This is a genomic window from Ferrimonas balearica (genome assembly GCF_019802085.1).
GTDB lineage: Bacteria > Pseudomonadota > Gammaproteobacteria > Enterobacterales > Shewanellaceae > Ferrimonas > Ferrimonas balearica_B.
This window is the reverse complement of sequence record NZ_JAHVHV010000004.1, coordinates 22,982-36,917: the sequence shown is the minus strand read 5'-3', so window position 1 is coordinate 36,917 and position 13,936 is coordinate 22,982. Positions and strand designations below refer to the sequence as shown.

12 protein-coding genes are annotated in these 13,936 nt (G+C 65.5%); 8 read left to right on the top strand and 4 right to left on the bottom strand.

Annotated elements, in window-relative coordinates:
* Window positions 1-90: 90 nt before the first annotated feature.
* From KUV81_RS15165 to thrC, 4 genes are all read left to right on the top strand, one after another.
* Window positions 91-771 (top strand): tRNA/rRNA methyltransferase, encoded by a 681-nt coding sequence (locus tag KUV81_RS15165; protein ID WP_222544744.1) that lies wholly within the window; start codon window positions 91-93, stop codon window positions 769-771.
* 242 nt (window positions 772-1,013) lie between these two features.
* Window positions 1,014-3,482: a bifunctional aspartate kinase/homoserine dehydrogenase I gene (thrA, locus tag KUV81_RS15160; RefSeq protein ID WP_222544743.1), complete on the top strand. Its 2,469-nt coding sequence runs from the start codon at window positions 1,014-1,016 to the stop codon at window positions 3,480-3,482.
* 1 nt (window position 3,483) lies between these two features.
* Window positions 3,484-4,437, top strand: coding sequence for a homoserine kinase (thrB, locus tag KUV81_RS15155; protein ID WP_222544742.1), 954 nt, complete (start codon window positions 3,484-3,486; stop codon window positions 4,435-4,437).
* Window positions 4,424-5,704, top strand: a complete 1,281-nt coding sequence (thrC, locus tag KUV81_RS15150) for a threonine synthase (RefSeq protein WP_222544741.1) — start codon at window positions 4,424-4,426, stop codon at window positions 5,702-5,704. Before thrB ends, thrC begins: the two co-directional genes overlap by 14 nt.
* A gap of 1 nt (window position 5,705) precedes the next feature.
* On the opposite strand, the gene nfo is transcribed toward thrC, so the two are convergent.
* On the bottom strand, window positions 5,706-6,551 hold the full coding sequence (nfo, locus tag KUV81_RS15145; protein WP_222544740.1) for a deoxyribonuclease IV: 846 nt from the start codon (window positions 6,549-6,551) through the stop codon (window positions 5,706-5,708).
* Between the two features lie 116 nt (window positions 6,552-6,667).
* Between nfo and ung the strand changes: the two genes are divergently transcribed.
* Both ung and KUV81_RS15135 read left to right on the top strand, forming a co-directional pair.
* On the top strand, window positions 6,668-7,354 hold the full coding sequence (ung, locus tag KUV81_RS15140; protein ID WP_222544739.1) for a uracil-DNA glycosylase: 687 nt from the start codon (window positions 6,668-6,670) through the stop codon (window positions 7,352-7,354).
* Window positions 7,355-7,443: 89 nt separating this feature from the next.
* The gene (locus KUV81_RS15135; RefSeq protein ID WP_222544738.1) at window positions 7,444-7,998 is read left to right on the top strand and encodes a hemerythrin domain-containing protein; all 555 of its coding nucleotides are present in this window, start codon (window positions 7,444-7,446) and stop codon (window positions 7,996-7,998) included.
* Window positions 7,999-8,046: 48 nt separating this feature from the next.
* On the opposite strand, the gene KUV81_RS15130 is transcribed toward KUV81_RS15135, so the two are convergent.
* The 3 genes from KUV81_RS15130 to tal all read right to left on the bottom strand — a co-directional run bounded on the left by KUV81_RS15130 (window position 8,047) and on the right by tal (window position 10,995).
* Window positions 8,047-8,229: a DUF3545 family protein gene (locus KUV81_RS15130; protein WP_222544737.1), complete on the bottom strand. Its 183-nt coding sequence runs from the start codon at window positions 8,227-8,229 to the stop codon at window positions 8,047-8,049.
* A gap of 108 nt (window positions 8,230-8,337) precedes the next feature.
* Window positions 8,338-9,984 carry a glucose-6-phosphate isomerase gene (gene pgi / locus KUV81_RS15125; protein WP_222544736.1) on the bottom strand — a complete coding sequence of 549 codons (1,647 nt, stop codon included), beginning with the start codon at window positions 9,982-9,984 and terminating at the stop codon, window positions 8,338-8,340.
* Window positions 9,985-10,038: 54 nt separating this feature from the next.
* Window positions 10,039-10,995, bottom strand: a complete 957-nt coding sequence (gene tal, locus KUV81_RS15120) for a transaldolase (RefSeq protein WP_222544735.1) — start codon at window positions 10,993-10,995, stop codon at window positions 10,039-10,041.
* Window positions 10,996-11,584: 589 nt separating this feature from the next.
* On the opposite strand from tal, the gene KUV81_RS15115 reads away from it, so the two are divergent.
* Both KUV81_RS15115 and yaaA read left to right on the top strand, forming a co-directional pair.
* Entirely contained in the window at window positions 11,585-13,030 is a 1,446-nt protein-coding gene (locus tag KUV81_RS15115) for an alanine/glycine:cation symporter family protein (protein ID WP_222544734.1), read from the top strand.
* Window positions 13,031-13,149: 119 nt separating this feature from the next.
* Window positions 13,150-13,926 carry a peroxide stress protein YaaA gene (gene yaaA, locus KUV81_RS15110; RefSeq protein ID WP_222544733.1) on the top strand — a complete coding sequence of 259 codons (777 nt, stop codon included), beginning with the start codon at window positions 13,150-13,152 and terminating at the stop codon, window positions 13,924-13,926.
* Window positions 13,927-13,936: the final 10 nt, after the last annotated feature.

Sequence of the window (13,936 nt, the reverse complement as noted above, 5' to 3'; positions counted from 1 at the left end):
CCTAACCTAAACCGATGGCATTGGCTTCACAATGGGAACAGGCTACCCTTGCCCGTCGTTTCGACCGTAGAACAAGGCTGTGGAGGCAAGATGGCCGAGGTGATCTTTATCCTGGTGGCACCCGCCCGGGGAGAAAACGTCGGGGCGGCGGCCCGGGCGATGAAAACCATGGGCTTTGAGCGCCTGAGGGTGGTGGGCTCCGAGGCCCACAAGAGCGAACAGGCCAGCTGGGTGGCCCACGGCTCCCAGGGGATCCTGGAGCAGGCCGAAGCCTTCAACACCCTGGCCGAGGCCTTGTCGGACGTGGACCTCTCCCTGGCCACCACCGCCCGGCGCCGGGGCGACAAGCGGCGGCTGCACACCCCGGCCGAAGCGGCGCGCCAGGTGGAAACCCTGGCCGGCAGTCTGGCGCGGGTGGCCCTGGTGTTCGGCTGCGAGGAGTCCGGGCTCTCCAACGAGGATCTGGCCCTAGTGGATCTGCTCACCACCATCCCCCTGGTCAACCCCTACCCCTCCTTGAACCTGGGCCAGGCGATCATGCTCTACGCCTACGAGTTCTCCCAGGCCCGCCTGGAGGGCGAGACGACGGCGGACGCGGGCCAGTTTGTGGCCCTCAAGCAGCGTAGCCAGGCCCTGCTGGACCGCCTGGGGGTGGACGAGGCGGAGCCGTTGCGACGCTGGTGCGCCGACAGCCTGGGCACCCTGTCCCAGCGGGATGTGGCGATGCTGCACCTGCTTATCGGGGACATTGAGAAACGCATCACCAAATAGCCGTTGACATTTCGCTGCCCCTGGGCGAGTGTAAAAAAACTACAGAATGCAGGAGTTGCTCGTGCAACAGCTATTAGGCTTCGGCCTAACCCGTCAGACCATTACCACCACCGAAAGGTTGGGGGCGGGCTGACAGCACCCTGGATTCACACCAAATCCAAAAACAACAAGCCCGCTCCTACCGAGCGGGCTTGTTGCATTTTAGACGGTTCGCATGGCAGTTGAGGGATAGGGAGTTCGAGATGAAAGTGATGAAGTTTGGCGGTTCTTCCCTGGCCAGCGGGGCCCGCCTGACCGAGGTGGCGGCCCTGGCACTGGCCGAGGCACAGGTGTACGGCGTCATGCTGGTGGTCTCCGCCCCGGGTGGGGTGACCAACCTGCTGGAGGCGGCGGCTCTGGACGCCGTGGCCGGCGCCGACGAGCGCCAGCAGGCGGATCTGGCGGCGCTGGACGAGCGGGTCGCGGCCCTGCTGGTGGAGCTGGCGCCGGCCCTCGGCGACGATGCCCAGGCCAACCTGGCCGCCCTGTGGCAGGCGGAGCGGCAACGGCTGCAGCGCCGGCTGGATGGGGTGGCCCTGTTGGGGCGCTGCCCCGACGAGGTGATGGCCGAGGTGCTGGTGACCGGTGAGCGGCTGTCGGTGGCGGCCTTGAAAGCGTTGCTGGCGGAGCAAGGGGTGGACGCCGGGCTGCTGGACCCGCGCACCCATCTGCTGGCGGAAGGGGAGCCCCTGGCCGCCCAGGTGTGCATCGAACCGAGCCGGGCGCGGCTGGCCCAGCTGGACCTGGGGGCCCACCGGGTCTGGCTGATGCCCGGCTTCACCGCCGCCAACGCCCAGGGGGAGACCGTCACCCTGGGGCGCAACGGCTCCGACTACTCCGCCGCGGTGCTGGCCGCCTGCCTGCACGCGGACCAGTGCGAGATCTGGACCGACGTGGACGGGGTCTACAACGTGGATCCCCGCCTGATCCCCGAGGCGCAACTGCTGGAGAGCCTGAGTTACCAGGAGGCGATGGAGCTCTCCTACTTCGGCGCCAAGGTGCTGCACCCACGCACCATCGCCCCCATCGCCCAGCATCAGATCCCCTGTCGCATCCGCAACACCCTGAACCCTTCCGCCCCGGGCACCCTTATTCACGCCCGCACTACCGCCTCCCGCTCTTTGGTCAAGGCGATCAGCCACCTGGAAGCCCAGACCATGGTCAGCGTCTCCGGCCCCGGCATGAAGGGGATGGTGGGCATGGCCTCCCGGGTGTTCGACGCCATGGCCCGGGCCAAGATCTCCATCGCCCTCATCACCCAGAGCTCCTCCGAGTACAGCATCTCCTTCTGCATCGACTCGGCGCTGGCGGGCACCGCCCACCAGGCCCTGGAGGCGGAGTTCGAACTGGAGCTCAAGCAGGACCTGCTGGAGCCGGTGGAGATGCGCCACGGCCTGGCCATCGTCTCCCTGATCGGCGATGGCATGCGCACCCGCAAAGGGGTGGCGGCCCGCTTCTTCCGCTCCTTGGCCCAGGCCAACCTGTCGGTGGTTGCCATCGCCCAGGGCAGCTCCGAGCGGGCGATCTCGGCGGTGGTGGATCAGGCCCATGCGGCCTCGGCCCTGCGCCTGTGTCACCAGAACTTCTTCGACAGCCGCCACTACATCGACGTGGTGCTGGTGGGGGCCGGCAACGTCGGCGGCGAGCTGGTACGCCAGATCCAGGCCCAGCAGAGCGCCCTGTCGGAACACAACATCGCCATCCGCCTGTGCGGCGTGGCCAACTCCCGACAGATGCGGCTGTGTGCCTCTGGGCTGGCGCTGAGCCAGTGGCGGGACGATCTGCAGCAGCTGGGGGAGGCGCTGGACCTGGAGCGCCTGCTGGCCTTTGCCGAGGATGCCCGGCTGGTCAACCCGGTGCTGGTGGACTGCACCGCCGAGCAGAGCCTGGCGGACCACTACCTGGCGGCCCTCAACGCCGGCTGGCACGTGGTGACCCCCAACAAGAAGGCCAACACCGGCGACTGGGCCTACTACCAGGCCCTGCGCCAGGCGGCGCGGGACAACCGCCGCCAGTTCCTGTACGAGACCAACGTCGGGGCCGGTCTGCCGGTGATCGACAATCTGCAGGGCCTGCTGCGGGCCGGCGACACCCTGGTGCGTTTCGAGGGGATCCTCTCCGGCTCCCTCTCCTACATCTTTGGCCTGCTGGAGCAAGGGGACAGCCTGAGCGAAGCCACCCTCAAGGCCAAGGCCAAGGGCTTCACAGAGCCGGACCCCCGGGACGATCTCTCCGGTATGGACGTGGCGCGCAAGGTGTTGATCCTGGCCCGTGAGGCGGGGATGGCGCTGGAGCTGGCGGACATCGAGGTGCAGAGCGTGTTGCCGGCGGAATTTGACGCCAGTGGCGACATCGAGGCCTTCCTCGCCCGCCTGCCCGAGGCGGACAAGGCCATCGCCCAGCGGGTCCAGGCCGCCGCCGAGCGCGGTGAGGTGCTGCGTTACGTTGGCAGCATCGATGAGCAGGGCCGCTGCCGGGTCAGCCTGGAGGCGGTGGGGTCGAGCCACCCGCTGTACAGCATCAAGGGCGGGGAAAACGCCTTGGCGTTCTACAGCCGCTATTACCAGCCGTTGCCCTTTGTGCTGCGCGGCTACGGGGCCGGCACCGAGGTGACCGCCGCCGGCGTTTTTGCCGATGTGCTGCGCACCCAGTCCTGGCAGAAGGAGGCCTGATATGGCGGTAACCGTGTACGCCCCGGCCTCCATGGGCAACGTGTCGGTGGGCTTCGATCTGCTGGGGGCCGCCCTGGCGCCGGTGGACGGCAGCCTGCTGGGGGACAGAGTCAGCGTGGCCGAGGGGGGATCGGGACTGACGCTGTGCTGCACCGGCCCCTACGTGGATGTATTGCCGGCGGATCCCAAGGCCAACATCGTGCGCCGCTGCGCCGAGGTGTTCCTCGAGCGTTGTCACCTGTCGGTGCCCGAGCTGACCCTGACCCTGGAGAAGAACCTGCCCATCGGCAGTGGCCTGGGCAGCAGCGCCAGCTCGGTAGTGGCGGCCCTGGCGGCCCTCAATGCCTATTTTGATTCGCCCCTGGCGCCGTCGGCGCTGCTGCACCTGATGGGGGAGCTGGAGGGGGAGATCTCCGGCAGCGTCCACTACGACAACGTGGCCCCCAGCTACCTGGGCGGTTTGCAGCTGATGCTGCCGGAGCGGGCCCAGCCGCTGCCGGGCTTTGCCCACTGGCACTACGTGGTGGCTTACCCGGGGATCACCCTCTCCACCGCCAAGATGCGGGCGCTGCTGCCCAAGCAGGTGCCCATGGCCACGGCACTGCGTTACGGCCAGCACCTGGCGGCCTTCGTCGACGCCTGCCACCGCCAGGACGAAGCTACGGCGCTGGCGATGCTCAAGGATGTGATGGCCGAGCCCCACCGGGCGGCCCACATCCCCGGTTACCAGGCGGCCCGGGGCCACTTGCTGGAGCTGGGCTGCGCGGCGGTGGGGATCTCCGGCTCCGGCCCCACCCTGTTTGCGGTGGCCCTGGACGCGGCCCAGGCCGAGGCCGCGGCGGCGTACTTGCGACGCCACTATGTCATGAACGAGCGGGGGCTGGTGCGGGTCTGTACCCTGGCACCCCGCGGATGCCAATTATGGGAAGAGGACCTCATCCATGGAGCTGTATAACCTCAAACACCCCGCCGAGCGGGTCAACTTCGCCGAGGCGGTCCGCCGGGGTCTGGGACAGGATCAGGGGCTCTTCTTCCCCACCGAGATCCCCCGCCTGAACCTGGATGACGCCTTCTGGCAGGGGGATTTTGTCCATCGGGCCCAGCGGGTGCTGGGGGCCTGGCTCAATGACGAGTTGGGGGAGGAGACGGTCAACGCCCTGGTGCGGGACGCGTTCAACTTTCCTCTGCCTCTGGTGCCGGTTGAGGCCAACCAGCACTGCCTGGAGCTGTTTCACGGTCCCACCCTGGCGTTCAAGGACTTCGGCGCCCGCTTTTTGGCCCGCACCCTGAGCCTGGTGGCCCAGGACGCCCCCATGACCATACTGACCGCCACCTCCGGCGACACCGGCGCGGCGGTGGCGGACGCCTTCTACGGCCTGCCCAACATCCAGGTGGTGGTGCTCTACCCGGACGGCGGGATCAGTGAACTGCAGGAGAAGCTGTTCTGCACATTGGGGGGCAATGTGCACACCCTCAAGGTGAGCGGCAGCTTCGACGATTGCCAGGGGATGGTCAAAGCGGCGTTCTCCGATGCGCCCCTAAAGGCCCAATTCGGGCTGACCTCCGCCAACTCCATCAACATCGCCCGGCTGCTGGCCCAGACCGTCTACTACTTTGAGGCCCTGGCCCAGCTGCCCGCGGAGCAGCGCCAGCAGGCGGTGTTCGCCGTGCCCTCGGGCAACTTCGGCAACCTCACCGCGGGGCTGCTGGCCAAGGCGATGGGGGCCCCCATCCGGCGCTTTGTGGCCGCCACCAACAGCAACGACACCGTGCCGCGCTACCTGAAAAGCGGCCAGTGGCAGCCGGGACCGGTGCACGCCACCCTCTCCAACGCCATGGACGTGACCAGCCCCAACAACTGGCCCCGGGTGGAGGCGCTGTTCGCTCATGAAGGCTGGCCCTTGGCCGAGTTGGCCGGCGAGCGGGTGTCGGAGGCCGAGACCCAGGCCCGCCTTAAGGCGATGCACCAGGTGGGGTACCTGAGTGAGCCTCACGCGGCGGTGGCCAGCGAGGCCCTAGTGCGGCAACTGGAGCCCGGTGAGGTGGGGGTGTTTCTCGGCACCGCCCACCCGGCCAAGTTCCAGGGGGCGGTGGAGGCCGTATTAACGCTGACGCTGCCCCTGCCGCCGGCGCTGGCGGCGGTGCAGGAGAAGGCGGTGCTGAGCGAGGCGCTGCCGGCCGAGGCCGAGGCCCTGAAGGCGATGCTGCGCGCCCGCTTGTAGTTCAGTCCCGCTGCTGGGCGTAGAGCCAGCGGATCTCCTCCGCCCAGCGGTCGGCGTCGATGGTCTCCAGCACCATGGGGATCCCTTCGGTGGCGGGGTGGTTCATCAAAAAGCGGAACACCTCGGTGCCCAGCTCGCCCTGGTCCAGGCTGTGGTGGCGATCCACCCGGCTGCCCAGGGCGGACTTGGAGCCGTTCAGGTGCATCCCCTGCAGGTAAGCCAGCCCCACTACGGAGTCGAACTGGGCGAAGGTGGCCTGGCAGGCCGCTTCGGTGCGCAGATCGTAGCCGGCGGCGAAGGTGTGGCAGGTGTCCAGGCAGACACCCACTCGGCTTTTGTCCTCCACCCGGTGGATGATCTCCGCCAGCTGCTCGAAGCGGTGGCCCAGGTTGCTGCCCTGGCCGGCGGTGTTCTCGATCACCGCCATCACCCCCTGGGTCTGGTCCAGCGCCAGGTTGATGGACTCGGCGATGGTGCGCAGGCACTGGGTTTCGCTGATCTGGCGCAGATGGCTGCCGGGGTGGAAGTTGAGCCGGTTGAGGCCCAGTTGGGCGCAGCGCTGCATCTCATCGATAAAGGCCTCGCGGGAGCGCAGCAGGGCATCGGGGTCCGGGTGGCCCAGGTTGATGAGGTAGCTGTCGTGGGGCAGCACCTGGTCCGGGCCGTAATCGTGGGCCTCGCAGGCGGCCCGGAAACGGTCGATGTTCTGGGTGGTCAGCGGCTTGGCCTGCCAGCGACGCTGGTTCTTGGTGAACAGGGCAAAGGCGCGGGCGCCGATGGCCGCGGCGTTGGCCGGGGCATTCTCGACGCCGCCGCTGGCGCTGACGTGGGCTCCGATGTATCGCATGGGCTCTCCTTGGGGGTCGGAGCGGGATGGTATGGCCTGGGGGCCAGCGGCGCAAGCTTGCTGACGGAGTCAGCCCTTGGGTATGCTGAACCTTCCGATTTTTCAGGGAGTTTCCCGTGCAGATCCAGAACCAGTGGCAGCACCACCTCGGGCCGGTCAAGGCCGAGTCCTACTTTCAGCAGATGATGGGGCAGATCGCCCAGTGGCGGGCCGAGGGGCAGGTGATCTACCCCCCGGCGGACCAGGTGTTCGAGGCGTTCAAGCGGACCGACTTCGATCAGGTCAAGGTGGTGATCCTGGGTCAGGATCCCTACCACGGCCCCAACCAGGCGCACGGCCTCTGCTTCTCGGTGCAGCCCGGGGTGCGGGTGCCCCCTTCGCTGGTCAACATCTACAAGGAGCTGGCCAGCGACATCCCCGGCTTTGTCATCCCGGATCATGGCTACCTGGCCCACTGGGCGGATCAGGGGGTGTTGCTGCTCAACACCGTGCTGACGGTCAACGCCGGCCAGGCGCACTCCCACGCCACCCTGGGCTGGGAGACCTTCACCGACACCGTAATCGAGCGGCTCAACGCCGAGCGTGACGGGCTGGTGTTCCTGCTGTGGGGCAGCCACGCTCAGAAGAAGGGCCGCCACATCGATACTGAGCGTCACCTGGTGCTCAAGGCGCCGCACCCCTCACCCCTGTCGGCCCACCGGGGCTTTCTCGGCTGCCGCCATTTCTCCCAGGCCAACGCGCGACTGGCGGAGCTGGGTCTTGCGCCCATCGATTGGCAACCGCGACGGCCGTCCGGCTCTTGATCTGGCGCAAGGACCCCGGCAGGGAATTCGCACACTGTAGTGGGGTTAGCTAAGATCAAAGCTTATTAGACAAAAACTTAGGAGGGGTGATGCTTGCCAGGATCCATACTGATCATGCCCACATTTCGACCCTGCTGTCGGTGCTCTCCGGCAAGGTCCAGCGGCTGAAGGACGGCCAGGAGGTCAATCTGACCCTGGTGCGGGACGTGGTGGACTATCTGCAGCGTTACGCCGATCACAGCCATCACCCCATGGAGGACATCCTCTACCAGTACTACCTGGACAAGGTGGGGGACACCAGCCAGGGCGAGGTCCACAAGCTGGCCCAGGAGCACCACAAGTTGCAGCAGGCCACGGACCAGCTGTTCGACACCCTGACGATGATCCTGAACGACGCCGTGGTGCCCCGGGAGCGGTTGATTGCCGACATCGAGGCGTTCGTGGTGATGCAGCGCACCCACCTGGAGCAGGAGGAGCTGCGGGTCTTGCCGCTGCTGGAGCGCAGTCTGGACGAGAAGGACTGGGAGCAGATCCATCGGCTGGTGGCCAGCAAGCTGGTGGATGATCCCCTTTTTGGCGAGACCGGGGATCGGGAGTTTGAGGACCTTCGAACCTATCTTATGGACGCAGAGTCCGGCCAGTAGAACAATCAAAAACGCCCCGCAGTGCGGGGCGTTTTTCATGAATCGGTATCAGAACTCCAAAAGCCCGTCGTCCAGACCGGTGCAGAAGTCGATGTCTTCGAGCTCCTTACGCAGTCTCTGACGCTCTTTCAGGGCTTCAATCTCGCGCCACTTGCGCTTCTTGCTGCCCCGAGAGCGGGTCGGCTTCTCTACCACACTTCCTTCCGGTGAGCCGTAATCCAGTCGTTCCATAACACTCCCCCTGAGCTTTCTTTTTGTTCAACACCGATATATCACAGTCGAAAAACAGTGTGCAACACCGGTGTTGCAAAGTTGTTGCAAGCCTGGGGGCGGGATCCTCTAGTCAATCTGGCCCTGACGGAACAATCTAATCAGGCCGGCGGTGGAGGCGTCCTGGTCCAGTTTGGGCTGTTCGGCTTCCAGCTCGGCCAGTACCGCGTTGCCCAATACCTTGCCCAGTTCGACTCCCCACTGATCGAAGGAGTTGATCCCCCAGACCGCGCCCTGCACAAAGGTGCGGTGCTCGTAGAGGGCCACCAGGGCGCCCAGGGTCTCGGGGGTCAGTTTGTCCATCAGCAGGGTGTTGCTGGGCTTGTTGCCGGGCATCACCTTATGGCGGGCCAGGGCGGTGATCTCATCATCGCTCAGCCCTTTGCCGGCCAGCTCCGCTTCGGCTTCCGCCTGGGTCTTGCCCAGCATCAGGGCCTGGGTCTGCGCCAGGCAGTTGGAGGCCAGCATGGCGTGGTGGCGGCCCAGTGGGTTGTGGCTTTGCAGCGGCAGGATGAAGTCGGCGGGGATCACGCCGCTGCCCTGGTGCAGCAGCTGGTGGTAGGCGTGCTGGCCGTTGGTGCCTTCGCCGCCCCAGATCACCGGTCCGGTGGCGCAGGCCATGGGCTGGCCGGCCTTATCCACCCCTTTGCCGTTGCTCTCCATGTCCAGCTGCTGGACGTAGGCGGGCAGGCCGCGCAGGTAGTGGTCGTAGGTGAGGATCACCTGACTGCCGCTGTCGAAGAAGTTGGTGTACCACAGGGAGAGCAGGCCCATCAGGGCGGGCATGTTCTGCTCCAGCGGGGCGGTGCGGAAATGGGTGTCCATCGCCTCGGCGCCGGCCAGCAGGGCCTCAAAGTGGTCGAAGCCCACCAGCAGTGCGATGGGCAGGCCGATGGCGGACCACAGGGAGTAGCGGCCCCCCACCCAGTCCCACATGGGGTAGACGTTCTCGGCCTTGATGCCAAACGCCTCGGCGGCGGGCACGTTGGCGCTGACCGCCACGAAGTGCTGGCCGATGGCAGACTCGGGAGCGCCGCTGTCCAGGAACCAGGCCCGGGCACTCTCGGTGTTGGTGAGGGTCTCCTGGGTGGTGAAGGACTTGGAGGACATCAGCACCAGGGTGCGCTTGGGATCCAGCTTCTTCAGCTTCTCCGCCAGGGCGGTGCCGTCGATGTTGGCCACGAAGTGGCAGCGCAGATCCGCCCGCCAGTAGGGGCGCAGCGCCTCGCTCATGATCTTGGGCCCCAGGAAGGAGCCTCCGATGCCGATGCTCACCACGTCGGTAAAGCGCTCGCCGGTGTAGCCGGTGAGCTGGCCCTGGTGCACGCGCTCGACAAAAGTCTTCATCCGTTTCAGGGTGGCGCGCACCTCGGCGGCGGCGTCCTCGCCCTGGGCGGAGATGGCATCGTTACCGCGGTAGCGCAGCGCCGTGTGCAGTACCGGCCGCCCTTCGGTGTTGTTGATCACCTCGCCGGCGAACATGGCATCCCGCAGCGCCTCCACCCCGGTCTCCCGGGCCAACTGGCACAGCAGGGCGACGGTGTCGTCGGTGAGGCGGTTTTTGGAGTAGTCCAGGTAGAGGCCGGCGGCCTTGAGGGCGAAGCGCTCGGCGCGCTTGGGGTCCTGGGCAAAGAGGTCGCGCAGGTGGGTGGCTTGGATGGCGTCGCGGTGCTGCGACAAAGCCTGCCAGGCGGGCAGGGCGGTCAGTGCACTCATAGTCGGGTCCCTGAGTCGGCCCGGGCCAGGGCGGCCCGGGCGGTTTCCATAAGGTTAGGCGCTCAGTCGCGCGCGCAGCATGGTTTCGAGCTTGTCCTGATCGATGGCGAAGTTGCGGATCCCCTCCGCCAGCTTCTCTACCGCCATGGCGTCCTGGTTGAGCTCCCAGCGGAACTGGGCTTCGCTCAGCGGTGCCGGGCGGGACTGCACCTCACCGGTGTAGCTCAGCTCGCGGGTGACGCTGACGGCGCTGTTCTCCAGCTCCTCCAGCAGCGCCGGGCTGATGGTCAGGCGATCGCAGCCCGCCAGGGCCAGGATCTCCCCGGTGTTGCGGAAGCTGGCGCCCATCACCACGGTGCTGTAGCCGTGGCGCTTGTAGTAGTCGTAGATCTGGGCGACGGACTGCACGCCCGGATCGTCCTTACCCTCGTAGGTTTCGCCGGTCTTGGCCTTGTACCAGTCGAGGATCCGACCGACGAAGGGGGAGATCAGGTAGACCCCGGCTTCGGCGCAGGCCCGGGCCTGGGCAAAGCTGAACAGCAGGGTCAGGTTGCAGTTGATCCCCTCCTGCTCCAGCTGCTCGGCGGCGCGGATCCCCTCCCAGGTGGAGGCCAGCTTGATCAGGATGCGATCCGGACCGATCCCCGCTTCCTGGTAGAGGCGCATCAGCTTGCGCGCCTTGGCCACCGAGCCCTGGGCATCAAAGGAGAGTCGGGCGTCCACTTCGGTGGAGATGCGCCCGGGGACGATCTTGAGGATCTCCAGGCCGATGTTCACCGCCAGTTTGTCGGCGGCGTCCTCGAGCTGCTGCTCGGCGTCGTCGCTCTGCCCCTTGGCGTAGGCGATGGCGTCGGCGATCAGCGCGTCGTAGTCCGGGATCTGGGCGGCTTTGAGGATCAGCGACGGATTGGTGGTCGCGTCTTCGGGCTGGTAACGGCGGATGGCGTCGATGTCGCCGGTGTCCGCGACGATGGTGGTCAGAGCTTTAAGCTGAGAGAGTGCAGTTGCCATGGTGAAGATTCCATTGTTCGGGCAAAACCGAGAAGTCCGATAAGCAAGGCTCCCCATTAAAGGCGATTTTTCACCAGAATCCAACCGAAAGTGTAATTTAATTACATCTCCAAACCGGCTGTCCCGGGGCCTGTGGCGGGCTCCTGTGAGAATGTGGTGATAAATACGTCACTAACGGATCAAAACTGATGAATGCGCTTCGTCGTGGTCCCGCTCACAGCGGGCTTCCCACCAAGCCTAGTCGGCAAACGCCAGTGCCGTAAGGGCAAAGTGGGAGCGGGATCCCGGCGCAACATCCTGCGGTATGCAAACGGTTGTGAAAAGGTATTGCAACTGTATGCGCGGTGTTATGGTAATGCTTCGCTGTGATCGGGATCACGCGTGGTCGCAAAATCTTTGTGCTAATGTGCCCGACCGATACCAGCGTAGCGAACGTGATTTAACCGTCGCTAACTAGAACAAAATTGCACAATCTCGCTGGGAACAGGCCAGGAAAGGCCGTGTTTCAGGTAATGGAAGTTGAAGTAGCCAACCACCGCATCGCCCGGCTTTCGGGTCGGCCGACGGTGAACGCAAGAAGAACTCAAGTATGTTTGAATCGCTAATCGGCGGCGTCGAGTCCGCAATCAACGCCGCGAACGGTCTGCTTTGGGGCAGCCTGCTTATCTATGTCCTGGTGGCAGCGGGTGTGCTCTTTACCCTGCGCCTGGGCTTCATCCAGTTCCGTCTGTTCGGCCACGGCGTCAAGCTGGTCAAAGAGGGTCGCAACAAGACCGACGGCATCTCCTCCTTCCAGGTGTTCTGCACCTCCATGGCCGCCCGAGTCGGCACCGGTAACATGGCCGGTGTGGCCGTGGCCATCACCGTGGGTGGTGCCGGCGCCATCTTCTGGATGTGGCTGATCGCCCTGCTGGGTATGGCCACCGCCTTTATTGAATCCACCCTGGCCCAGGTCTACAAGGTCAAGGACAGCGACGGTCAGTACCGTGGCGGTCCGGCCTACTACATGGAGCAGGGCCTGGGTAAGCGCTGGATGGGCAGCCTGTTCTCCGTGCTGCTGATCATCGCCTTCGGCTTTGCCTTTAACTCCGTACAGGCCAACACCATCACCGACGCCGTGGGCAACGCCTTCGGCATCAACAAAGCGGTGCTGGGCGTGATCATCGTGGCGGCCACCGCCTACATCATCATGGGCGGCCTGAAGAAGGTGGCCAAGGCCTCCGAGCTCATCGTACCGGTCATGGCCGTGGCCTACCTGGGCATCGCCGTGGTGGTGCTGCTGATGAACCTCTCCGAAGTGCCGGCCGCCCTGGCCCTGATCTTCAAGAGCGCCTTCGGTCTGCAGGAAGCCGCCGGTGGCGCCATGGGCGCCATCATGGCCGGTGTGGCCCGCGGCCTGTTCTCCAACGAAGCCGGTATGGGTTCCGCCGCCAACGTGGCCGCCTCCGCCACCCCGAACCCCAACCACCCCGCTTCCCAGGGTTTCGTTCAGATGATTGGTGTGTTCGTGGACACCCTGGTGATCTGCACCGCGTCCGCCGCCATCATCCTGCTGTCCGGCGTACTGAACAACCCGGGCGACGCCGCCGGCATCGGCCTGCTGCAGATGGCCCTGACCAACGAGCTGGGTGGCTGGGCTGCCTACTTCGTGGCCTTTGCCATCATCCTGTTCTGCTTCAGCTCCATCATCGCCAACTACAGCTACGCTGAGACCAATGTGATGTTCCTGAGCAAGAGCAAGAAGGTGCTGATGGTGTTCCGTCTGCTGGTGCTGGCCATGGTGATGGTCGGTTCCGTGGCGTCCCTGAGCATGGTGTGGAACTTTGCCGACGTTTCCATGGGCCTGATGGCGCTGGTGAACATCGCCGCCATCGTGATGCTCTCCAAGGTGGCCTACGCGGTGATCAAGGACTACGAGGTGCAGCTCAAGGCGGGCAAGGTGCCGGAGTTCGACGCCAACGCCATCCCGGCGCTGAAAGATCGCCTGGCCTGCGACACCTGGACCGGCGAGCGCGAGCCCACCCAGGGCCGCTAAGACTCGAACGAGGCAATCGAAAACCACGCCAATCGGCGTGGTTTTTTTGTGCCTGGCCCATTGTTATAGTGGCGGGCAACCACGAACCAGGCGGCAAAGGCCGCAGCAAGGAGCCCGTTATGCTGGCGGTGATCTCACCGGCGAAGAACCTCGATTTCGACACGCCGCCCCACGTCGATGCCCACACTCAGCCGCAGATGCTGGACCACGCCGAGCTGCTGATGGAGAGCTGCCGACGGCTGACCCCGGCGGATCTGGCTTCGCTCATGAAGCTGTCGGACAAGCTGGCGGGCCTGAACGCCGCGCGTTTTGCCCAGTGGCAGCCCCCCTTCACCCCGGACAACGCGAAGCCGGCGGTGCTGGCGTTCAACGGCGACGTCTACACCGGGCTGGAGGCCGGCACCCTGAGCGACGATCAACTGGCCTACGCCCAGCAGCATCTGCGGATCCTCTCCGGGCTCTACGGCCTGCTGCGGCCGCTGGATCTGATGCAGGCCTACCGCCTGGAGATGGGCACCAAGCTGGCCAACGCCCGGGGCAAAGACCTGTACGCCTTCTGGGACCACCACATCACCGAGGCCCTGAACGCGGCGCTGGCGGCCCAGGGGGACAGCGTGCTCATCAATCTGGCCTCCAACGAGTACTTCAAGGCGGTCAAGCCCAAGGCCCTGGAAGCGCGGGTGATCACCCCGGTGTTCAAGGACTGGAAAAACGGCCAGTACAAGATCATCAGCTTCTACGCCAAGAAGGCCCGGGGGTTGATGGCCCGCTACCTCATTGAGCAGCGCCCGACCCAGCCACAAGATCTCGAAGCGTTTGACTACGCCGGCTATCGCTTCAGTGCCGAGCAGTCCAATGCCGATACCATGGTGTTTTTGCGCGATGAGCCGGCCTGACCGGCACCGA